The 22,381-nt window shown below is 59.8% G+C and carries 22 protein-coding genes; 9 read left to right on the top strand and 13 right to left on the bottom strand.

Annotation, left to right across the window (positions count from 1 at the left end):
* Nucleotides 1-75: 75 nt before the first annotated feature.
* Nucleotides 76-630: a hypothetical protein gene (locus VL547_RS11930; RefSeq protein WP_325577979.1), complete on the top strand. Its 555-nt coding sequence runs from the start codon at nucleotides 76-78 to the stop codon at nucleotides 628-630.
* A gap of 72 nt (nucleotides 631-702) precedes the next feature.
* Here VL547_RS11930 and VL547_RS11925 read toward each other — a convergent pair whose 3' ends face one another.
* From VL547_RS11925 to hemH, 6 genes are all read right to left on the bottom strand, one after another.
* Nucleotides 703-2,892: a glutamine synthetase III gene (locus VL547_RS11925; protein WP_325577977.1), complete on the bottom strand. Its 2,190-nt coding sequence runs from the start codon at nucleotides 2,890-2,892 to the stop codon at nucleotides 703-705.
* Nucleotides 2,893-3,026: 134 nt separating this feature from the next.
* Nucleotides 3,027-4,391, bottom strand: a complete 1,365-nt coding sequence (locus VL547_RS11920; protein WP_325577975.1) for an NAD(P)(+) transhydrogenase (Re/Si-specific) subunit beta — start codon at nucleotides 4,389-4,391, stop codon at nucleotides 3,027-3,029.
* On the bottom strand, nucleotides 4,388-4,705 hold the full coding sequence (locus VL547_RS11915; protein WP_325577973.1) for an NAD(P) transhydrogenase subunit alpha: 318 nt from the start codon (nucleotides 4,703-4,705) through the stop codon (nucleotides 4,388-4,390). The genes VL547_RS11920 and VL547_RS11915 overlap by 4 nt, the downstream gene beginning before the upstream one ends.
* A gap of 1 nt (nucleotide 4,706) precedes the next feature.
* Nucleotides 4,707-5,795, bottom strand: coding sequence for an NAD(P) transhydrogenase subunit alpha (locus tag VL547_RS11910; protein ID WP_325577971.1), 1,089 nt, complete (start codon nucleotides 5,793-5,795; stop codon nucleotides 4,707-4,709).
* Nucleotides 5,792-7,051, bottom strand: coding sequence for a protoporphyrinogen oxidase (hemG, locus tag VL547_RS11905; RefSeq protein ID WP_325577969.1), 1,260 nt, complete (start codon nucleotides 7,049-7,051; stop codon nucleotides 5,792-5,794). Before hemG ends, VL547_RS11910 begins: the two co-directional genes overlap by 4 nt.
* Nucleotides 7,051-8,097, bottom strand: a complete 1,047-nt coding sequence (hemH, locus tag VL547_RS11900; RefSeq protein ID WP_325577967.1) for a ferrochelatase — start codon at nucleotides 8,095-8,097, stop codon at nucleotides 7,051-7,053. Before hemH ends, hemG begins: the two co-directional genes overlap by 1 nt.
* Nucleotides 8,098-8,243: 146 nt before the next feature.
* On the opposite strand from hemH, the gene hemA reads away from it, so the two are divergent.
* From hemA to hemL, 7 genes are read left to right on the top strand one after another with little or no spacing between them, the layout of a single operon-like run.
* On the top strand, nucleotides 8,244-9,470 hold the full coding sequence (hemA, locus tag VL547_RS11895; protein ID WP_325577965.1) for a glutamyl-tRNA reductase: 1,227 nt from the start codon (nucleotides 8,244-8,246) through the stop codon (nucleotides 9,468-9,470).
* Nucleotides 9,471-9,528: 58 nt separating this feature from the next.
* Nucleotides 9,529-10,440, top strand: a complete 912-nt coding sequence (gene hemC / locus VL547_RS11890; protein WP_325577963.1) for a hydroxymethylbilane synthase — start codon at nucleotides 9,529-9,531, stop codon at nucleotides 10,438-10,440.
* 35 nt (nucleotides 10,441-10,475) lie between these two features.
* Entirely contained in the window at nucleotides 10,476-11,309 is an 834-nt protein-coding gene (locus VL547_RS11885; protein ID WP_325577960.1) for a uroporphyrinogen-III synthase, read from the top strand.
* Nucleotides 11,306-12,337 (top strand): uroporphyrinogen decarboxylase, encoded by a 1,032-nt coding sequence (hemE, locus tag VL547_RS11880; RefSeq protein WP_325577958.1) that lies wholly within the window; start codon nucleotides 11,306-11,308, stop codon nucleotides 12,335-12,337. Before VL547_RS11885 ends, hemE begins: the two co-directional genes overlap by 4 nt.
* Nucleotides 12,325-13,311, top strand: a complete 987-nt coding sequence (gene hemF / locus VL547_RS11875) for an oxygen-dependent coproporphyrinogen oxidase (RefSeq protein ID WP_325577956.1) — start codon at nucleotides 12,325-12,327, stop codon at nucleotides 13,309-13,311. The genes hemE and hemF overlap by 13 nt, the downstream gene beginning before the upstream one ends.
* Before the next feature lie 12 nt (nucleotides 13,312-13,323).
* Nucleotides 13,324-14,301 (top strand): porphobilinogen synthase, encoded by a 978-nt coding sequence (gene hemB / locus VL547_RS11870; protein ID WP_325577954.1) that lies wholly within the window; start codon nucleotides 13,324-13,326, stop codon nucleotides 14,299-14,301.
* A gap of 32 nt (nucleotides 14,302-14,333) precedes the next feature.
* The gene (gene hemL, locus VL547_RS11865) at nucleotides 14,334-15,620 is read left to right on the top strand and encodes a glutamate-1-semialdehyde 2,1-aminomutase (protein WP_325577952.1); all 1,287 of its coding nucleotides are present in this window, start codon (nucleotides 14,334-14,336) and stop codon (nucleotides 15,618-15,620) included.
* A gap of 29 nt (nucleotides 15,621-15,649) precedes the next feature.
* On the opposite strand, the gene VL547_RS11860 is transcribed toward hemL, so the two are convergent.
* From VL547_RS11860 to VL547_RS11840, 5 genes are read right to left on the bottom strand one after another with little or no spacing between them, the layout of a single operon-like run.
* A complete protein-coding gene (locus tag VL547_RS11860; RefSeq protein ID WP_325577950.1) occupies nucleotides 15,650-16,387 on the bottom strand; it encodes a class I SAM-dependent methyltransferase in 738 nt (245 codons plus the stop codon).
* Nucleotides 16,388-16,431: 44 nt separating this feature from the next.
* Nucleotides 16,432-16,935, bottom strand: a complete 504-nt coding sequence (locus tag VL547_RS11855) for a dihydrofolate reductase (protein WP_325577947.1) — start codon at nucleotides 16,933-16,935, stop codon at nucleotides 16,432-16,434.
* The gene (locus VL547_RS11850; RefSeq protein WP_325577945.1) at nucleotides 16,932-17,726 is read right to left on the bottom strand and encodes a thymidylate synthase; all 795 of its coding nucleotides are present in this window, start codon (nucleotides 17,724-17,726) and stop codon (nucleotides 16,932-16,934) included. Before VL547_RS11850 ends, VL547_RS11855 begins: the two co-directional genes overlap by 4 nt.
* 23 nt (nucleotides 17,727-17,749) lie before the next feature.
* The gene (locus VL547_RS11845; protein WP_325577943.1) at nucleotides 17,750-18,961 is read right to left on the bottom strand and encodes a proline dehydrogenase family protein; all 1,212 of its coding nucleotides are present in this window, start codon (nucleotides 18,959-18,961) and stop codon (nucleotides 17,750-17,752) included.
* A 12-nt stretch (nucleotides 18,962-18,973) separates the two neighbouring features.
* Nucleotides 18,974-20,293, bottom strand: a complete 1,320-nt coding sequence (locus tag VL547_RS11840; RefSeq protein ID WP_325577941.1) for an aspartate kinase — start codon at nucleotides 20,291-20,293, stop codon at nucleotides 18,974-18,976.
* Between the two features lie 34 nt (nucleotides 20,294-20,327).
* Between VL547_RS11840 and VL547_RS11835 the strand changes: the two genes are divergently transcribed.
* On the top strand, nucleotides 20,328-20,852 hold the full coding sequence (locus tag VL547_RS11835) for a hypothetical protein (RefSeq protein WP_325577939.1): 525 nt from the start codon (nucleotides 20,328-20,330) through the stop codon (nucleotides 20,850-20,852).
* Here the strand turns inward: VL547_RS11835 and VL547_RS11830 are convergent.
* Nucleotides 20,836-21,921, bottom strand: a complete 1,086-nt coding sequence (locus tag VL547_RS11830) for an Ldh family oxidoreductase (RefSeq protein ID WP_325577937.1) — start codon at nucleotides 21,919-21,921, stop codon at nucleotides 20,836-20,838. The genes VL547_RS11835 and VL547_RS11830 overlap by 17 nt on opposite strands.
* A 2-nt stretch (nucleotides 21,922-21,923) precedes the next feature.
* A complete protein-coding gene (locus tag VL547_RS11825; protein ID WP_325577935.1) occupies nucleotides 21,924-22,238 on the bottom strand; it encodes a DUF3467 domain-containing protein in 315 nt (104 codons plus the stop codon).
* Nucleotides 22,239-22,381: the final 143 nt, after the last annotated feature.

Genomic DNA, 22,381 nt, shown 5'->3' with positions numbered 1-22,381 from the left:
TCCTCACTGGACGAATTGGTATACCCTTGGGATGATATCAGTAGTCAGGTTATATTATTAAATCAAAATATGTTTATGTTTCTTCGTTTCGCCCTTTTACCGATTTTAACCCTTTCCCAGGCGTTGAGCGATATGGATACCAAGGGCATCTACCGGACCGAGGCCGATTTCAACCAGCATCACCTCGAGTTTTCCGCCCCCGCTTCCTCCCGGAAAATCATCATCCACACCCACGAGCTCATGGGCGCGCCCAACGTCACCATCGACTCGGCCGGCTCCACTTATTATATTCTCAAGGTCGAGCTCTTTGGCTACAGCGACGGCAAGAACACCTATCGCTTCTTCAACAACCAGACCTACCAGATCCTCGACACCACCGGATTCTACCTCTATGCCAAAAGCGCCCTTCCCCGTGAAAAAGGCTCCGTCGTACAACTCCAGTACTTCTTCAGCGTCTCCGGCTCCGGAGCGATCCTCCCGCTGACCATCGACAACCTCAAAGCCGCCTTCCCCACCCGCGAGGCCTTCCGCTACGCCCTCGATTGCCAGTTCGGCCGCGATAGCCGCTTGCTCGAATACGACGCTCAGTCCCGCGCCTATAAACTAAAAGAACTCTTCCGCACGTTGTAAAAACGTGGAGGCCACCCTCCGATGGTTGGGGGCGGCCTCCTGTTCTTCTCATGTCAATGGTTCTTTCCCGTTTTATCTCAAAAACAACATCTCACGGTATTTGGGGAGCGTCCAGTACTGGTCGTCGACGAGCTGCTCGAGCTTATCGACGTGGTAGCGGATCTCGTCGAAATAGGGATCCTTCACCTCGCTCTGGTAGGCGATAGCCTTGGTGCGGGTATTGGTCATATTATTGGCGATCTTCCGCTTTTCGACCATTTCCTCGACCTTGGTATCGATGGCCGTGATGTGGCCTGAGATCTCCTTCAGGATGCGGAGCTGGCTGGAATAGTCGCTTTCGGTCAGACCGGCTTCCTTCAGGCTCTTGATGTTCGAGGCCAGGGTATTCTGGTATTTGATGGCGGCGGGGAGGATGTGGTTTTGGGCCAGGTCGCCGATGATGCGTGCTTCGATCTGTACTTTCTTGATGTACTTCTCGAGCTCGATCTCGTGGCGGGCCTCCAGCTCGGAGTGCGTATAGACGCCGTTGTGCTCAAAGAGGGCCTTGGCCTTTTCGGTGACCATGGCGTCCAGGGCCAGAGGAGTGGTCTTTACGTTCGGCAGGTGGCGGCGGTGGGCTTCTTTTTCCCATTCTTCGCTATAGCCGTCGCCTTCGAACAGGACGGACTTGCTCTCGGTGATGTATTTGCGGATGATGTGGAGGATGGCTACTTCCTTCTTTTCACCTTTCTCGATCAGTGCATCTACATCCTTTTTGAAGCCCTTTAGGGTTTCGGCCAGGACGACGTTAAGCACGGTCATCGGGCTGGCGCAGTTGGCCGACGAGCCCACGGCGCGGAACTCGAATTTGTTCCCGGTGAAGGCGAAGGGAGAGGTGCGGTTGCGGTCCGTATTGTCGAGGAGCAGCTCCGGGATGCTCCGGTGGAGGTCCAGCTTCAGGACGGCTTCGTCCTGCTCGTCGAACTTATCGCCCACCTTGGTTTCGATATCGGCGAGGACCTTGGCGAGGTATTGGCCGACGAAAACGGAGATGATGGCGGGGGGAGCCTCGTTGGCACCCAGACGGTGGTCGTTCGGCGCCGATGCGATGGAGGCGCGCAGCAGGTCGGCGTAGTCGTGCACCGCCTTGATCGTGTTCACGAAGAAGGTCAGGAACTGCAGGTTGTTCTTCGGCGTGCGGCCGGGGCCCAGCAGGTTGACGCCGGTATCCGTGGCCATGCTCCAGTTGTTGTGTTTCCCGTTCCCGTTGATGCCGGCAAAGGGTTTTTCGTGGAGCAGAACGACCAGGCCATGGCGCTTGGCCACGCGGGTCATGACGTCCATCAGCAGGATGTTATGGTCGACGGCGATGTTGACCTCTTCGAAGATGGGGGCGCACTCGAACTGCGAAGGAGCCACCTCGTTGTGGCGGGTGCGCAGGGGAATACCCAGCTTGTAGGATTCCTGTTCGTAGTCGCGCATAAAGGCGTAAACGCGCTCGGGGATGGAACCGAAGTAGTGGTCTTCCAGCTGCTGGCCGCGGGCGGGCGAGGAGCCGAATACGGTACGGCCGCTCAGCACCAGGTCGGGGCGGGCGTTGGCCAGGCCGGCGTCGATGACAAAATACTCCTGTTCCCAGCCCAGGGTGGCCGTTACCTTGGTAACGTTCCGGTCGAAGTAGTGGCAAACGTCGACGGCAGCCTTGTTCAGGGCTTCGAGGGCCTTGAGCAGGGGCGCCTTATAGTCCAGGGATTCCCCGGTATAAGAAACGAAGATCGTAGGGATACAAAGGGTCTTGCCTTCGCCGGTCTCCATGATAAACGCGGGGGAAGAGGGGTCCCAGGCGGTATAGCCGCGGGCCTCGAAGGTGGCGCGCAGGCCGCCGGAGGGGAAGGAGGAGGCGTCGGGCTCCTGTTGGATCAGCGCCGCCCCGTCAAATTCTTCCAGTGCGGTACCGTCGCTCTTGAGCGTAAAAAAGGAGTCGTGCTTTTCGGCGGTCAGACCTGTCAGCGGCTGGAACCAGTGGGTGAAGTGGGTTACGCCCTTGGTTTCGGCCCAGGCGCGGATGCCGTTGGCGATCTGGCCGGCTACCGCGCGGTCGATCTTCTTGCCTTCCTTGATGCTGTGAACCAGGCTCTTATACCCTTCGTCGCTCAGGAACTGGCGAGCTGTCTTGAGGGTAAATACGTTGTCTCCGAATACAGCAGTGATCCGCGCGTTGGTCTCGGCCGGTGCCGCGGCGTCTTTGGTGAGGTTATTGATAGCCTGGAAACGTAAGGACATAATGAAGATGATTTTGAATTGAAATTTTTGATAATGAGTACCCGTTCCTTAGAAGTTGTCAAAAATAGGGACATTCTATTAAAAAATAGATGATAAAATGCCGAAATAACTCACATTAGCGATTTGCGAAATGTTTATCCCAGCGCCTTGATCTCGCCGATCAATTGCTGTAGTACACCCTTGGCATCGCCAAAGAGCATGGAGGTTTTTGGTTGGAAAAAAAGCTGGTTTTCAATCCCGGCGTATCCCGGCTTCATGCTTCTTTTATTGACAATCACCAGTTTAGCTTTTTCCACCTCGAGGATGGGCATCCCGTAGATCGGCGACGAAGGATCGGTTTTGGCGGCGGGGTTGACCACGTCGTTGGCCCCCAGGACGAGGACCACGTCGGTATGGGCGAAAAGGTCGTTGGCCGATTCCATTTCCAGGAGCCGGTCATAGGATACGTCCGCTTCCGCGAGCAGGACGTTCATGTGTCCCGGCATACGACCGGCCACGGGGTGGATCGCATACTGCACGTTCACGCCCCGGGCGCCGAGGACGCGCTCCAATTCATGACAGGCGTGTTGGGCCTGGGCCACGGCCAGCCCGTACCCCGGGACGATCATGACTTCCCGGGCGTAGGCCAGGACGACGGCGGCGTCGGACTGTGCCATCTCCTTATAAGCCCCGCCCGTAGCGCCCGCACGCCCGGCGGCGGCTCCGCCAAAGGAACCGACCAGCACGTTCGTCAGGGAGCGGTTCATGGCTTTGCACATGAGGATGGTCAGGATGGTACCGGCCGATCCCACGAGGATGCCTCCCGTAAGCATGACCGGGTTGTGGTACAGGAAACCGCCGCAGGCGGCCGCCACCCCTGTAAAGGAATTGAGGAGGGAAATCACCACCGGCATATCGGCCCCGCCTATCGGCAATACGAACAATACCCCGTATACCAGGGAAAGACCTGCAATGGCGTAGAACAGCCAGTCGGTCCCGGCGGCCCCGGTGTAAATCGCCGCACCCACCAAAACCAGGAAAATCGCGATGTTGAATACGTGTTGACCCGGGAAAGCAAAGTCCTTGACTTTCCCGCTGAGTTTCCCCCAGGCCACGATACTGCCCGCAAACGAAATGCTGCCGATGACGAGACCCGCCAGGGTAAACGGTCCCGCGTAACCGGAATGGCGGTATTCCGCTATCGAGATCAGGGCCGCGCAGGCGCCCCCCATCCCGTTGAACAGGCTGACCATTTCCGGCATGGCGGTCATTTTTACCTTCCGCGCCGCCAGCACCCCAAAGACGCCGCCGAGGATCAGCCCTGAAAAGATCCAGCCATAGTTATGGAGTCCATGACCGCCGTTCCGATACAGGAAAAGCGTCCCCACGATTGCTACGGTCATGCCCGCGGCCGCCACCGCGTTCCCGGTCCTGGCACTGGAAGGGTGCGACATCATCTTCAAGCCCACGATAAAGGTGATAGAGCCCAGGATATAACAAAGCGGCAGGAGCGCGGTCATCCGTTCTTCTTTTTATTCTTGAACATTTCGAGCATGCGGTCCGTTACGGCAAACCCGCCCACCACGTTCACCGTCCCTAGTAACACCGCCAGGAAACCCAGCACCAGGGCCGTATAATTGCCCGGGTCGGCCTCTCCCATCACGATGATCGCCCCGATGATGACCACCCCATGGATGGCGTTGGCGCCGCTCATCAGCGGCGTGTGCAGCACGCTGGGCACGCGCCCTATGACTTCCACACCCAGGAACACCGACAGCAGTACGATGTAGATGATTTGTTGGTTGTCGCCTATCCAGGTCAAAAAGGATTCCATATCACAACAATGCTTTTATCCGTTCGTGTACGACTTCGCCCCCCCGGGTGATGCAACAACCGGCAACGAGCTCGTGCGCGGGGTCCAACCCGAGGGCCAGGAAGTTCAGCACGTTTTTCCCGTACAACCGGCTGGCGTCCACCGGCATGTCCGACGCCAGCTCGGAATTCCCCAAAATGCGCACGCCTTTGTATGTCACCAGCCCGACGGCCGTCTTTTCGGTATTGCCACCGCTGCCCGCCGCCAGGTCGATAATCACCGATCCCGGCTTCATCCGGTCCAGCATATCGGTCGTAACCAGGATGGGCGCCGCCCGTCCCGGAATCTGTGCGGTCGTGATCACCACGTCCGCGACCGCGATGGCCGCGGCGATGCGTTCGCGCTGGCGTTGCTGGAAATCCTCGGTCTGCTCCACTGCGTATCCACCGGCCTTCGACGCGTCGGCCGCGCCCTCGACCTCGACGAATCGCGCCCCCAGGCTCAATACCTCTTCCTTTACGCTGGGCCGCGTGTCGAAAACCTCCACCACCGCGCCCAGCCGCCGGGCGGTCGCCACCGCCTGCAGCCCCGCCACGCCCGCGCCCAGGATCAATATCCGGGCCGGGGCGATACTCCCCGCCGCCGTCATGAGCATCGGGAAATACCTGGGCAGCATCGTAGACGCGAGCAGTACCGCCCGATAACCCGCAACGCTCGCCTGCGAGCTCAGCACGTCCATGCTTTGCGCCAGCGTCGTACGGGGCAGCATATCGAGACTGAATATAGTCGCTCCCGCCGCAGCCAGGGAACGCATGAGAGAAGGGTGATACAACGGACGATATTGCCCGATCAATGTTTTGTCTTGTAAATGGATGAATTCATCGGGGACCGGCAGGTGCATGCCCAGCAGCACATCCGCCTCCAAAATACCGGTCCGGTCCCGCAGGGAAGCCCCCGCTACCGTATACGACGCGTCCAGTGCATATGCCGGAAGACCCGCCCCGTTTTCCACCCAGATGGTCGTACCTTTTGCGCAAAGGGTGCTCACCTGTTCGGGTAAGAGAGATACGCGATTTTCACCGCTGGGTTCTTTCAGGACGCCAATGGTCATATCATGGAATGTACGACTTTCGCCGCATATTCCATAGTATCTCCCACCGATACGCCGCTAATTGCGCTACCCGCGAACCGGAAACCCGGACGGGACTGCTCGTACGCCTTCCAGTCATCCATCAGTCGTGCATAACCGATGTTTTTTTGCGGGATCGCATCCATCCAGGTTTGGGCATGGAGCACCCGGATATCTCCCTTGATGTGCAGGATTTCCCTGAGTTCTTCCAGGGCCCCCGCCTGTAACGCCTCCGGATGCCCCCGAACTTCCGACGCGCGGTGCGCGCCCCCGATCATCAAGGTCATCAGCGTCGCCCCCGCCGGGACCTTGGAGGGAAATATCGCCGAGTTGAAAATACACCCCATCATTGAAAGGCCCTCCCGGCTTGGTACCAGGAAGCCAAAGCCCTCCGGCAGATCCAGCGCGTCCGATGCCACGGTTACGTGTACCGTCCGGACAGAGCTGTAGGTCGCGCCACCCGGAGGCGCCGTCCAGATCACCTTGTCCGCGACCGACTCGCCGCCCGTATGCCGCACCAGGAGCTTCCCGCCGGACACGTCCACCCCCGTCACGCGCACGTCCGTATGCAGGTGTCCCGTCAGCGGCGCCGCGAGCGCGTCCGTCAGGCTTTGCAAGCCCCCGGCAAAACTCACGATCCGCCGGCCGCCTTTCATCACCTCCTTTTCTTTCATCAATCCCTTCATCACCGATCCATAGTCGCGTTCCCAACGCGCTACCACGGGGAGTATCTGTTCCAGCGACAGCTGGTCGATATCTCCCGCGTAAATGCCGCTGAAGATCGGGTCGACCACCGCCGCGGCTATTTCCTGACCGAACCGGCGCGAAAAAAAAGCCCCCACGCTTTCGTTACCGGCATTGCCGCGCCGGCGGAACCGTTCGGTGAAAATCCGCCACTTCGCGCCACCGGACAAATAAGGGGACTTCATAAGCTTCATGGGGTGCGGGGAGAGCGCATGCAAAACCCGGTCCTTGACCAGGTACCGGTTTTTCGCGGCCGCCGCCGCCTCGAGCGTTTGAAGACCCAGCGTGGCAACACGCGCTTCCAACGCCGGGGTCATGACCAGTGAATTCGGCCCCAGGTCGAGCTCGAACCCATCGATGTTCCGGCTGGCCATGACGCCGCCTGTGCAAGGGGACGCTTCCAGCAGCTCCACGGAGCGGCCCGCGCGTTGCAGTTCGTAGGCAGCCGTCAAACCGGCGACGCCACCCCCGATGACGATAAATTCCGTATGCATCAAAATGTTTTCCATCTGGGATCATCCTGTCCTGCCGTCCTTACCCAGCCCGCCAGCGCCCGCACCCAATCAGGATGAACGTTTAAACAGGGGATAGCGGTAAAAGCCGCGCCCCCCGCCTGCAAAAAGGTATCCCTGCCCGCCATCGCGATTTCCTCCAGGGTCTCCAGACAATCGCTCACGAACGCGGGACAGGCCACCAGCAATCTCTGAACGCCACGGCCCGGCATAGCCGCCAGCTCAGCGGCGGTATAAGGGCTGATCCATTCGTCCCGACCCAGCCTGGACTGAAAGGATACGCTGTATTGATCCGGGCTCAGCCCCAGCGTCTGCGCGACCAGGCGCGTAGTGGCGTACACCTGGTGGCGGTAGCAGAACCGGTGCGCATCCGAATGTACCCAGCAGCAGTCTTCCGAAGCAAGACAGTGATGCCCCGTGATGTCGCCCTTTTTGATATGCCGCACCGGCACCCCGTGATAGCTGAACAGCAAATGGTCGAATTCCCCCTGGACATAAGGCCGGATGCTTTCGGCAAGCGCATGTATATACGCTTCGTCGTGGTAGTAAGGTTGCAGCACCTTTATATGAAAACCGTATTTGCGCTTCCGGTGGACTTCCCTGGCATATTCCACGGCCGTTTCGTACGAAGACATGGCGTAGTGCGGGTACAGGGGCACCAGCAACACTTCTTTCAGGTCGGGGTTCTCCGCAGCCAATTTGTCATACGCGCCCCGCATCGACGGTCGTCCATACCGCATCGCTATTTCCACCGGGCAGTCCAGCTGCTCCTGTAGCGCCGTTTGTAATTTTTTTGTCAAAACAATCAGCGGCGAGCCCTCGGGCCACCAGATCGACCGATAGGCGTGGGCCGATTTTGGCGCCCGAAAACGCGTGATAATGCCATCCACGAGGAACTTCCTAAATAAATAGGGATAGTCGATCACCCGTTTGTCCATCAGGAATTCGTGTAAATATTTCCTGACATCTTTGACCTGGGTGGTGTCGGGAGAGCCCAGGTTCATCAGGATAACCGCGGTGGAAGACATGGGTCAAAGGTAAAACCAAACATGCATACATCCTTCATGCGGTGATTTACGTATGTACCTTACATGCGGATTTTCAGAGGCAAATATGACATTTCAATGACTGGTAAATTTTTATCGAACACTCATTCAAAAGTAGCTTTGCAGCCATGAGCGAAGAAATCTCATCCGAATCCAGTAAAACCATCGACCAGTTTTTCATCGCAGGGATCAGCTATAAGAAGACCGATGCGGACGTCCGCAGTTTATTCGCCATCAATCAAGAACAATACGGCCAGCTCATCGCCGCGGGTCACGCGCGGAACCTGCACGAGCTGTTTGTCCTCTCCACCTGTAACCGGACCGAAATTTACGGTTTCGCGCCCGACGCCGGCCACCTGATAACGTTGCTTTGCCAGTTCACGAAGGGCGACGAATCCACTTTCCGCGCCAACGCGTTTTGTTACCAGGGCTGGCAGGCCGTCCGTCACCTTTGCCAGGTGAGCGCGGGGCTGGATTCCCAAATCCTCGGGGACTACGAAATCAACGGGCAGATCAAGGTGGCCTCCAAGGTCATCAAGGAACAGGGCGGTCTCGGTCCCTTTACCGAGCGCCTGATCAACACTTCGCTCCAACTGTCCAAAAGCATAAAGAACAATACCGGCCTGAGCAGCGGGACCGTTTCGGTCGCCTTTGCCGCCATACAATACCTTAAGAACCGGCTGAATCCGACCCCCGCGCCCAAGATCGTCCTGGTGGGCGTGGGCAAAATAGGTCGCAGCACCTGTAAGAACGTGCTGGCGCACCTGGAGACGCGGAACATCGTCGTGATCAACCGGACCACCGAGGTTGCCCGGGCATTTGCCCTCGAACAGGGCATCCGTTACGCGCCCATAACCGAGCTGCGGTCGGAGCTGGCGGACGCGGACGCCGTCATCGTCTCCACCAATGCGCCGGTCCACACCGTCGCCGCGGCGGACCTGGCCGGCACCCGGGTGCAACTGGTGCTCGACCTGTCCATTCCCTTTAACGCGGAGCCCGCCATCGCACAGCTCCCCGGTGTAACGTTGATCAACGTCGACCACCTGTCCAAGGAAACCGACGCCACCATCACCCGCCGGAAGGCCGAAGTCCCCAAGGCCGAAAGGATCGTGGCTGAGTTCGTGGAAGAATTCAAGTCCTGGTACGCCATGCGCCAGCAGCTGGGTATGATCCGGGCCGTCCGTCACACCCTTAGCCGTATCCCTTCCGACCACCTCCCCCTGGCCGTGGATGGCGCCCAGGAAGAACGGATGCAAAAAGTGATCAATAACCTCGCCGCCAAGATACGCCGCAACAACCCCAAAGGCTGTTGCTACCTGGAGGCGCTCCACGATTATATAACGCCCGGCGTATAACCGGTGGCCCCGGGAACGCGCCTCCGGCGCGGGATCCCCAGTGGCCGCCCCTCCAACTATGGAACAAAAGATCCGCATAGGAACACGCGACAGCCAGCTGGCGTTGTGGCAGGCAACGCTTGTACAGGAACAGCTGGAAGCCCTGGGACACCCCTCGGAGCTCGTCCATATTAAAAGCGAGGGCGACATCGACCTCGTTACACCCTTATACGCGATCGGCGTACAGGGCGTTTTTACCCGGACCCTGGACGCCGCCCTGCTCAGCGGCCGTATCGACCTGGCCGTCCATTCCATGAAGGACGTGCCGGTGCAGCTCGCGCAGGGCCTTTGGGCGGCGGCGGTGTTGCGACGGGCCAGCCCTGCTGACCTCCTGGTCCTTCGCGGCGACGCTTCCTTCCTCGACGACCGTGACGGCGTCGCCACCATCGCCACCAGCAGCCTCCGCCGCAAAGCGCAGTGGCTCCATCGTTATCCCCGTCACCATGTCGACAACCTCCGCGGTAACGTCAATACCCGGCTGGCCAAGGTAGCCGCCAGCGACTGGCAGGGCGCCATTTTTGCAGCCGCGGGTCTGGAACGCATCGGTTTGCGGCCCGACAACGCCGTCGTCCTCGATTGGATGCTGCCCGCTCCCGCCCAGGGGGCGATCCTGGTGGCCTGCCGCATGGACGACGACGCCCTGCGGTCCGTTTGCGCGCCGCTCAACGACACCGTTACCGCCGCCTGTGTCGACACCGAACGCGCTTTCCTCTCCGCCCTGATGGGCGGGTGCTCCACGCCGATCGGCGCCCTGGCCGAACCCGCTGCCGGGGGCATCCGCTTTCGCGGCAACGTCTGCGCGCTGGACGGCAGCCGTTGCCTAAACGTGGACCGTACCGCCGCCGTAAATGACGCCCCCGCGCTGGCCCGGGCCGCCGCCGGGGAACTTCTTGCCGCCGGCGCCGGGCGACTTATTCAAAAAATGGCATGACCGCCCGTGAACGAAATGACGCCTTCCCCCACGATATGACCCCTCCCCTCGCGATACTGAGCACAAAAGTCCTCGGATGGGAGGCCCGCGGCTATGCGCATGACCAGGGCTGGACGCTGCTGGAGGAAGAATTCATCGAGCTCCGGTCGCTATTCAACGACTGGCTGACCTCTTATGATGGACTCGAAAAGCACTTCAGCCACCAGCGCCAGGCGGAAACCTTTCAGAACTTCTCCAGGCTGAGCGACTCGCTCCGTACGATGGACGACTCCGGCATCGTCGTCTTTACGAGCGAGAACGGCGTAAAATATCTGCCCTGGCACCGCCTCGAGCCATTTTATCACCCAAATGTGAAACCGCTCAGGACGTTACCGGGCACCGTAAACCTCTGGCGGGTCGCCTGTCTGGAGGGCAGGACCCTTACTGCGGCGCTGGAGCGCCTCCGCGAAGAGCAGATCGTGTGCACCGCCAGGAACGGGCAGGAGCTCGCGGAACGTATCATCGGAACCGGCCGTTTTACAAAAGTATTTTTCTTCAGCGCCAGGGAGCACCGCCCGGAATTGACCGACACGTTAAACGCCGCCGGTATCGACGTCGTCGACATCCCGGTGTACGAAACGATCGGCAAGCCAAAGGTCATCGACACGCCCTATGACGGTGTGCTCTTTTTCAGCCCCAGCGCCGTGGAAAGTTTTTTCCAGCTCAACCAGCTTCCCCCCAAAGCGGTTTGTTTTGCCATCGGCCAAACCACCGCGGGCACAATAAAAGACTACACCGACGCGCGCATCATCGTCAGCGAAACGCCTTCCCAGGAAGCTCTGCTGGCCTGTGTCCGGTTTTATTTTGATAACCAGCAATGTTACGAATGAGCACACTGCAAAATGACCTGATCCTGCGCACCTTGCGCGGTGAACCCACGGAACGCACCCCGGTTTGGATGATGCGCCAGGCCGGTCGTTACCTGCCCGATTATGTAAAGCTGCGCAACCAATATTCGTTTTTCGAGCGGGTGCAAACCCCGGAGCTGGCTACCGCCATCACGTTGCAACCCGTCGACCAGGTCGGCGTGGACGCGGCGATCCTGTTTTCCGACATACTCGTCATACCCCAGGCCATGGGAATGGAGGTCCAGCTGGTCGAATCCCAGGGTCCCCTCCTGCCACAACCGATCCGTAGTGAAAAGGACCTGGACCGCCTGCACGTACCCGACGCCGACGGGGAGCTGGGATATGTCCTGGATGCGATCCGCATGATAAAGGGCGAATTGAACGGCAGGGTGCCGCTGATCGGTTTTGCCGGCGCTCCCTGGACATTGTTGTGCTATATGGTGCAGGGCAAGGGCTCGAAGACCTTCGACGAAGCCAAGATTTTTTGCTACACGCAGCCCGCGCTGGCCCACCGCCTGCTCCAGATGATCACCGACGCGACCATCGGTTATCTCCGCGCACAGGCCTTGTCCGGCGCGGACCTCGTGCAAATATTCGATTCATGGGGTGGGTTGTTGGGTCCCGATGACTTCCACACCTGGTCGCTGCCCTATATCCGGCAGATCGTTGCAGCGGTAAAGGACATTTGCCCGGTCATCGTCTTTGCCAAGGGCGCCTGGCATTCCCTGGACGCCATGGCGGCTACCGGCGCCCACGGACTCGGCATCGACTGGTGCATCAGCCCCGCCATGGCCCGCGGGTTGGCGGGCGACAAGGTCGTGCTCCAGGGCAACTATGACCCGGCCCACCTCCTCAATCCGATCCCGGTCATCCAAAAGGAGGTCCGCGCCATGCTGGCCGCCTTCGGCGGCCGCGCCCATATCGCCAACCTCGGTCACGGAATCCTGCCCAACGTCCCCGTCGACCACGCCAAAGCCTTCGTCGAAACCGTACAATCATGGAAAGCGTAAAAGACCGTTTCATCACCCACATACACGCGCTCCAGGACCGCATCTGCGCGGCGCTGGAGGCCATCGAGGCCGCAACCACGACAGGCCCGGCGGGTGCTGCGGCCGCCTCGCCCGTTGGCGGCGCCCGCTTCCGCGAGGACCGCTGGGAGCGTCCCGGTGGCGGCGGCGGTATCAGCCGCGTCATCGAGGGCGGCGCCGTTTTTGAAAAAGGCGGCGTCAACACCTCCGTCGTTTTCGGCGACCTGCCCGAGGTCATGCAGCAACACCTCAAGGTGTCGCACAACCGCTTTATGGCGACCGGTCTTTCGCTCGTCATCCATCCGCTCAATCCATACGTCCCCACCGTCCACGCCAACTGGCGCTACTTCGAGCTGTATGATACCGACGGCCGCGTGGCCGACGCCTGGTTCGGCGGCGGTGCCGACCTGACGCCCTACTATATCTTCCCCGGGGATGGCGAGCACTTTCACCGCACTTTGAAGGAAGCCATGGACCCATTTAGTACGGAGTACTATCCTTTGTTCAAAAAACATTGCGACGAATATTTTATCAATAAACACCGCGGCGACGAAGCCCGCGGCATCGGCGGCGTATTCTACGACTACCTCCGCGACACCGCCGCGCCGGGCGCGAGCGCCGCGCCAGCGGCCAGCCTCGAAACCCTCCTCTCCTTCCAGATCGCGGGCGGTAACGCCTTCCTTCCGGCCTACCTCCCCATCGTGGAGCGCCGCAAGGACCTCACCTGGGGGGATAAGGAACAATGGTGGCAGGAATACCGCCGCGGCCGCTACGTCGAATTCAACCTCGTCCACGACCGGGGCACCCTCTTCGGGCTAAAGACCGCCGGCCGCACCGAGTCCATCCTCATGAGCCTGCCGCCGCGAGCGCGTTGGGCATACGACTATCGCCCCGAGCCCGGAAGCGCCGAGGCCCTGCTGGTGGAGTACCTCAAACCCAGAAACTGGATACCATAAACTATTTTATATATGCTACAAATCAGAAGAAACCGCATCCTCAGGACCACCCCTTCCCTCCGTGCGCTCGTCGCGGAGACGGCCCTGACCCCCAATGACTTTATCGTGCCGCTGTTCATAGACGAAGGGGAAGGCTCAGCAATCGAAATCCCCTCCATGCCCAATTACTACCGCCGCTCCCTCGACAAGACCGTACGCGAAGTAGAAGCGCTTTGGGGCCTGGGTATAAAAAGCGTGCTGCTGTTCATCAAGTGCAAGGACGAACTGAAGGACAACCTCGGGACCGAGGCCCTCAACCCCGACGGGCTGATGCAACGCAGCATCCGCGCGATCAAGGCCGCCGTCCCCGGGATGATCGTGATGACCGACGTAGCGCTGGACCCCTACTCTACCTACGGACACGACGGTATCGTGGAAAACGGCGACATCGTCAACGACCCCACGGTGGAGGTCCTCGCAAAAATGTCCGTCAGCCACGCCCGCGCGGGCGCCGACATCGTCGCCCCCAGCGACATGATGGACGGCCGCATCGGCGCCATCCGCCGGTTACTCGAAGAAAATGGCTTCACCCGGACCGGGATCATGGCCTACAGCGCCAAATACGCCTCCTGCTTTTACGGCCCCTTCCGGGATGCCCTGGACAGCGCCCCCGGTTTCGGCGACAAAAAAACCTACCAGATGGACTACGCCAACCGCCGGGAGGCCATCCGCGAAACCCTCATGGACGTGGAAGAAGGCGCCGACATCGTCATGGTCAAACCCGCGATGGCGTACCTGGACATTATCCGGGAAGTACGCGACGCCGTTACCGTTCCCGTCAGCGCCTACCACGTCAGCGGGGAATACGCGATGATCAAGGCTGCCGCCCGCATGGGCTGGCTCAACGAGGAAAAGGCGATCCTGGAGTGCCTCTCCTCGATCAAACGCGCCGGCGCCGACCTCATCGCCACGTATTTTGCAAAAGATGCCGTAAAATTGCTCAACGCATAAATGCCGTTCGCGGTCCCCGCGACACAACAACCATGTACGAAGCCAGCCAACAACTATTCGCCCGGGCGCAAAACTCCATCCCCGGCGGCGTCAACTCCCCCGTCCGCGCTTTCAAAAGTGTCGGCGGAACCCCCATCTTCATAAAGAACGCCCAGGGCGCCTACCTCTATGACGCCGACGGCAACCGCTACATCGACTATATCGCTTCCTGGGGCCCGATGATCCTCGGGCACGCCTACCCGCCAGTGGTCGAGGCGATCCGCGCGCAGGCGCTCCACTCCACATCCTATGGCGCGCCCACCGAGCTGGAAATCGACATGGCCGAGCTGATAAAAGGCATGACGCCCAACGTCGACCTGATCCGTATGGTTTCCAGCGGCACCGAGGCCTGCATGAGCGCCGTACGGCTGGCCCGCGGGTATACCGGCCGCAACAAGATCGTCAAATTCGAAGGCTGTTACCACGGCCACGCCGACGCTTTCCTCGTAAAGGCGGGTAGCGGCGTCGCCACGTTCAATATCCAAACCGTGCCCGGCGTCACGGCCGGCGTATCGGCCGACACGCTTACCGCGCCGTATAACGACCTGAATGCCGTAAAAGCGTTGGCGCAAGCGCACAAGGGGGAGATCGCCGCCATCATCATCGAACCCGTGGCCGGTAACATGGGCTGCATCCTGCCGCTGCCCGGCTACCTCGAAGGCCTGCGGCAACTCTGCACCGAAGAAGGCATCGTCTTTATCCTCGATGAGGTCATGACCGGTTTCCGCCTGGCGCCCGGTGGCGCCCAGCAACGGCTGGGCATAGACGCCGACCTCGTCACCTACGGCAAGGTCATCGGCGCGGGTATGCCCGTGGGCGCCTTTGGCGGCAAGCGCGTCATCATGGAAAAGATCGCCCCCCTGGGCAACGTATACCAGGCCGGCACCCTCAGCGGCAACCCGATCGCTATGATCGCGGGCTACACCATGCTCCGGGTCCTCCGCGACAACCCCGGGATATACGCCCGTCTCGAAGAGAAAACGCTCCACCTCCGCAACGGTCTCGACCAGGTCTTCAAGGCCAGCGGCTTCGCCTACCGCATCAACCAGCTGGGCTCGATGATCAGCGTCCACTTCAGCGAGGCCGCCGTCACCGATTTCGCCAGCGCCGCCGCCAGCGACATCGACCGCTTCAAGCGTTTCTTCCACGCGATGCTCCGCCGGGGTATCTACCTCCCCCCTTCCGCCTTCGAGAGCTGGTTCCTCAATGACGCGCTCACCATAGCCGACATCGACGCCACGGTCGCCGCCGCCGCCGAGAGCCTGAAGGAGATCGGATAAGCCGCCGCGAAGCGACCGCCCCAATGGCGCTAAAACCTTATGGTAAAATGCTGCGGCGTGAAGAACTCCCGCCGGAAGAACAATATCCCTATGTAAAACAAATCCACCGAGCACGTGACCGACGGATCTGCCTTGAGCGCAGCCCACGCCTCCTCCATCTCCTCACTCCAGTGAATATCGTCAAACACGACGATCGAATCTGCATGCAGAAAAGGCTGCATCTGCCGGAAGTACCGGAGCGTCGGCTCCAGCCGGTGATTCCCGTCGACATAGACAAAGTCTAAAGAGGGCGCAAGCGCCAAAGACAACGTGTCGTCAAAGTTCCCCTCGATGACGCGCAGGGACGACAACCCCAGGGACGCGAAATTCCGCCGCGCGACGGCCGCCACGGCCGGCGCCCCCTCGCAAGTCACCACCGACGCCGAAGGCGCCCCCAACGCAAGGTACGACGTCGTTATCCCCAACGACGTCCCCAGTTCCAGAATCGAAGAAGGCTGATAATACCGCGCCATCCGGAAAAACAACTGTCCGAACTTCCGAGGCTTTAGCGCCGACCGGGCGATGGACGCCACGGAACGCGAAGACGAAACGCCCGCGCCAAAGTCCTCGACCGACAAGACCGTCCCATCCGCCAACAACGACGAGCGCAATGCCTCGACGGAAGCATACTCCGGATAAGAAGCCCTATCGGCCAGCACGGCAGCAACGAAGTCGAACACAAACGGCGAATGTATCCCATGCCCGCGCCCGTTGGAAGCGGAGAGCAAATAACGAATATACTTGGGTGCAAGTTCGAATGCGGAATACCCCATCAGCGTTTCCTTTCCCAGGTTTCAAAAGTATAAGCGTACGCGTGCTGCGCATCCGCTTCGCAGCGCCGGGACTGGCGCAGCGTCCATTTGGACCAGTCCGGCTCGGGGAAAAAGGTGTCGGCCTCGGGGCTGGCGTGAACCCGGGTGAGGTAGATGCGCTCGGTGAGGTCCATAAAGGCGGCGTAGATCTTGGCGCCGCCGATGATAAAGACTTCCCGGCAGGAGGTGGCGGCGGCCTTGTTCAACGCCCCGTGGAGGGTGGTGGCGGTCCAAACCTCGGGGTCGGTGACGTGCAGGTCGGGCTGGTGGCTGACCACGATATTGAACCGGCCCGGCAACCGTTTGCGGCCCAGCGAATCCCACGAAGCGCGGCCCATGATCACGGGCATACCCCAGGTGGTGTACTTGTAAAACTTCATGTCGTTCGGAAGCCGCCAGGGCAGGTCGTTCTTCAACCCGATAGCGTTGTTTTCCCCCGCCGCGACGATCGCGCTGATGATCATACGGCAACGGGGGCTTTTATGGCCGGATGGCTTTGATAATCCAGTAACGAAAAGTCTTCGAAGGTAAAACCGAAAATGTCGCGAACCGCCGGATTCAACTTCATCCGGGGCAAAGGCAGCGGCGATCGCGTCAATTGCAGCCGGGCCTGTTCCACGTGGTTGGAGTACAGATGTACATCCCCGAAAGTATGCACAAACTCACCCGGCTCCAGCGAGCAGACCTGCGCCATCATCAGCGTCAGCAACGCATAGCTGGCGATATTGAACGGCACGCCCAAAAAGACGTCCGCGCTACGCTGGTACAGCTGGCAGGAGAGCCGGCCATCGGCGACATAGAATTGAAACAGACAGTGACAGGGGGCCAGGGCCATCGCGGGTATATCCGCCACGTTCCACGCGCTTACAATCAACCGGCGGCTATCCGGGTTCGACTTGATCTGCCGTACCACGTCGCTGATCTGGTCGATCGTCTTCCCGTCAGGGCCAGCCCAACTCCGCCATTGATGACCGTACACAGGACCCAAATCTCCCGACGGAGAAGCCCATTCATCCCATATCGTGACGCCATGTTCATGCAGATATTGCACGTTCGTGTCTCCGCGAAGGAACCAAAGCAGCTCGTAAATGATACTTTTCAAGTGAACTTTCTTGGTCGTAACCAGGGGAAAACCCTCGCGCAGATCAAAGCGCAACTGGGCGCCAAAAAGACTTTTTGTCCCCGTACCCGTGCGGTCGGATTTATCCGTGCCCGAAAGAAGAATCCCCCGTAAGAGATCGAGATATCCCTGCATCCTGCAAACTTAAAAAGAAAGTTCTACTTTCCCCTCCTGCGTTCTATTTCCTTCTGTATCAGGCTCAACTCACGCCCCGTTTGACCCGAGACCGAACTGTTCTCCTGGGCCCGGCGCATCAGGTAGGGGATCACGTCCCCGATGGGACCAAAGGGCAGGTATTTGCTCACCGGGCAGCCCCCCGCGGCCAGGTTGAAGGTGATGTTGTCGCTCATCCCGTAGAGCTGGGAAAAATGCACGTGCGGGTGGTTCAGCGGCAGGTTCCTTTCCCGGAGCAGCCGGACCGCCAGGAGATTGCTCTCCTCGTTGTGCGAAGCAACGATCAAAGCAATGTCTTCGATATGCTGTATGCAGAACTCCAATCCAAGATTATAGTCCCTGTCGGTCGCGGATTTGTTGGGTTGGATGGGCGAAGGATAGTGCAAACCGGCCGCCCGTTTCCGCTCTTTTTCCATATAGGCGCCCCGCACCAGCTTTGCGCCCAACAGGAAACCCCGTTCGTGCGCGACCTCGTAGCTTCCTTTCAGAAAAGCCAGGCGGTCGTGCCGGTATAATTGTATCGTGTTGTAGACCACCGCGCGTCCGTCCCGGTTAAACCGGTCCATCATCTGCATCGTGATGGCATCCACCGTGTTTTGTATCCAGGTCTCTTCCGCGTCGACCAATACGCCGACCCTGGCGGACGCCGCACAGGAACAAATCCGCTCCATACGCGCCACCACCCGGGCCCACTCCTCCTGCTCGGCTGCTCCCAAACCGGCCGCGGTCACGCCCTTATACCCGTCGTCCGGCCCGGACAACGCGTCCATGCGTTCCAGCAAGCCAAAACGCGCAAACCCCGTCACCTTGACGCTGATCAGCGGGATATTGGGTTGGGAGCCAGCATACCGGATCACCCGCATGAACTCCTCCGTCGCATGGTCGAAATTCTCTTCGCCCTCCTTCCCTTCCACCCCATAGTCGAGGATGACGCTCACCCCGTACCGGGCGAGGCTCGCCGCCACGATGGCCGTCTCCTCGAGCGTTTCCCCACCGACGAACTGCTCGAAGATGGTGTCCCGGATCAGTCCCTTGACCGGCAGTTTCAACCGCATGGCCAGCGGCGTCAGCCGGGTGCCCCATTTGACGAGCGACTGGTAACCCATGGAGCTGAATAGGAACTGGGCCTTGCGCAACGCCTTGTCCGATTTATAGGCAAAGGCGTTTTCCGTATTGTCGAATGAAATCTCCGCCATCGGCTGTATGCTTTAAAGCCCGAACAACCCTTTGTTCAGCAACTGTAGTGTCTTCTTTTTGTGCTCCGCCGGAACCACCAGCGAAACGTTGTGCGGGCTGCCGCCAAAGGACACCATCCGTACGGGAACCCCCGTCAGGGCGTCAAAGAGACGCGTGAGCGTGCCGCTTTCCTCGGCCAGCTCGTTGCCTACCACCGATATGATGGTCTGGTTCTCGTCGACTTCCACGGTTCCGAAGGGTTCGAGCTCCTTTATGATGTCGCTCAGGTGTTCTTTGCTGTCGATGGTCAGCGAAACCGCCACCTCGGAGGTCGTCACCATATCGATGGGCGTACGGTATTTCTCGAATACCTCGAATATCTTCCGGAGGAAGCCATATGCCAGCAGCATGCGGCTGCTTTTTATCTTGATGGCAATGATCCCGTCCTTGGCGGCTACCGCGCGGGGACCGGAAGCCGTGGTCGTCTCCTGGATGATCGTCCCCCTGGCGTCCGGCTGCATGGTGTTGAGCAGCTTTACCGGGACGTTATAGTGTTGCGCGGGCCAGATGGAGGCGGGGTGCAGGATCTTCGCGCCGAAGTAGGCCAGCTCCGCGGCCTCATCAAAACTCAGCACGTCGATGGGCACGGTCTTGTCCACGATCCGCGGATCGTTGTTGTGCATGCCGTCGATGTCCGTCCATATCTCGCAAACCGACGCCTGGATGGCGGCTGCAACGAGCGAAGCCGTATAATCGCTGCCGCCCCGTTTGAGGTTGTCGATTTCGCCCCTGGCGTTCCGGCAGATATAACCCTGCGTAACGAACAGCGGAATGTGTTTGTTCTCCTCGAGTAACATCGACAACCGGATCTTGATAGCGGCTACCTGCGGCTCGTCATAGCTGTCTATGCTCATGAACTCCAGCGCGGGGAGCAGCTTGTGCAGGACGCCCTCCTGTTCCAGGTAGCATGAGAACAACTTGGTGCTGAGTAATTCTCCCTGCGCAAGGATGTCCTTGTTGAGGGCTTCGTTGAACGATATCTTCAGGATGATGTTCAGGAACTCGAAGTGCTCGGAGACGATGTGTTTGGCTTTGTCCAACGCGGGGCCCGGTTTCAGCAGCTCCGCCACGAAGGCGTGGTAGTGTTTTTCCAATTGGTCGATGACCTCCTTGGCGCGGCCTTTTTCGCCCTGGGCGCAGGCTTCCCCTATCGACACCAGCGTGTTGGTGGTGCCGGACAGGGCCGACAATACGACGATCTTGGGATCATTGTCCCGCGTGATCAGGTCTTTTACCTGGTGCATTCTCTCGGGCTTCCCGACAGAAGTCCCGCCAAACTTCATTATCTTCATAATCGATTAAATCGGCTGCAAATATATAGTATCTATGCCCAAGAAACTCCCTATCGTCCTTCTCCTTTTCGCCGGGGGCGCCCTTACCGCCGGTTGCAGCAAGAACAGCGGCTCCACGGCCGCCTATGTCGATTTCGTCACCGGCGCCGCCCAGCAGAACTACGCCGTCACCGCTACCAATGCCACGATCGTCAATAACCTCTACCTGTTAACTATAGCCGCCACGTCCACCAGCGGCGCCAACGGCAATATCATCATCGATCTGGCAAAGAGCCAGTCCTTTGCGACCGGCGACGTCTTTTCCAACGCCTATGTCGGGGGAACCCTTACCGTACAGGCCCAGGTCGAATACGTCCCGGACATGACGCAAAGCGTCGAATACGTCTCGTTGCCGCTCCAGGACAGCATTTCCCGGGTGGTCGTCCAACTGACGAGCGTCACGTCGAATACCATCCAGGGCACGTTTACCGCCACCCTGGTAAGCCGCAGCGATACCACCAAGGTAGCCAGCACGATCACCGGAGGCACATTCTACACACCCTTTACACCGCCGCAATAGGCGTCACGCCAAAGCGCGCCGCCAATTCCATAAGGTCCGAAACCACGGCGTCCACGAGCGGAATGCCCTCCAAACGACGAACCGTCTCGAATTCTCTCTCCGGGTCTCCCGGAATCAGGACGCGCTCCTGCCCCTCCACCGGCTTGGCGGAGCGGAAACGGCGTATCCATTGGTCCATATGTTGCTTGAACTCGTCCGCGGGTCGGAAAGCGTCGATCCGCATGGCGCCGAAAAAATGACCGATCCCTTTCCCCGGGAGGTTCGGGGCCACGGGCAGGAACGCCACGAACGGCGGGACCCAGGGTCCGTAGTTCGCCCCGCTGAGTATCGCGGAAAAAATATCCACCACCGCCCCAAGCGCATAGCCTTTGTGGCTCCCGTGCTCGCGGTCCCCGCCCAGCGGCAGGAGCGCCCCGCCCCGGGTCGTGGCGGTCGGGTCCGTCGTAGGTTGCCCTGCGGCGTCCTGTATCCAGCCCAGGGGCGCCTCCGCCCTTTTACGCTGCAGGATTTCCAGCTTCCCATTGGCCGCCGTCGTCGTCGCGAGGTCCGCCACAAAGGGCGGCTCCTCCCCCGCGGGAATGGCCACCGCGATGGGGTTTGTGCCCAGCAGCCGCTCCACCGAAAACGTGGGCGCGACCAGGGGGCTGGCGTTTGTCATCGACATCCCGATCATGTTGTGCGGGATGGCCTGCATGGCATGATAACCCGCAATACCATAGTGGTTGCTGTTCCGGGTGCTTACCCAACCCGTCCCGGCCTGGGTTGCCTTGGCGATCGCCACCTCCATGGCAAAAGGCGCGACTACCAATCCGAGCCCGCCGTCACCGTCCACCACCGCTGTCGAGGGCGTTTCATAAGTGACGCGGATACCCGGTCGCGGATTGATCCGGCCGTTTTCCCATAGCCGTACATATCCGCTCAATCGTGCGACACCATGCGAATCGACACCCCGCAGATCGGCGGATAACAGCGTGTCCGCGGCCGTACGCGCCTGGTCGGGCGGGCAACCGATCGCCATAAACACCTCCAGGGCCAGCCGGTGGAGGTCTTCAAATCTAAAAGCAGCCATAGTTATGCTTGCGCCGTTGGACCGCCGAAGTTAAAGGGGAGCTCGATCGAATCAAGGTCCTGGATCTGCCCGTGGACCGATTCGTACCGGTTGATATTGTCCGCCAGCGCATTCATCAGCCTCTTGGCGTGATGGGGCGTCAGGATAATCCTGGACTTTACCTTGCTCTTGGGCGTACCCGGCATGACGTTCACGAAGTCCACCACGAACTCGGTATGCGAATGCGTGATGATCGCGAGGTTGGCATAGGTCCCCTCCGCTACCTCTTCCGAAATTTCGATATTGAGCTGATTCGGCGCTTGCTCTTGTTGTGCCATGAGTTTTCTTTAGGCCGCAAATATACGCCCGCCGGCCCAAAAACGCCTAAAGGTCCGCGCCCCAAGAAGGTCCGCGCCCCAAGCGCGTAGGCGGTGTCTGAGGGGTGGGGTGCCTCTTTTATCCCGTTTTGGCCAAACGTTTG

This window comes from Dinghuibacter sp., from assembly GCF_035492835.1.
Lineage (GTDB): Bacteria > Bacteroidota > Bacteroidia > Chitinophagales > Chitinophagaceae > Dinghuibacter.
This window is presented reverse-complemented; position numbering and strand designations above follow the sequence as displayed.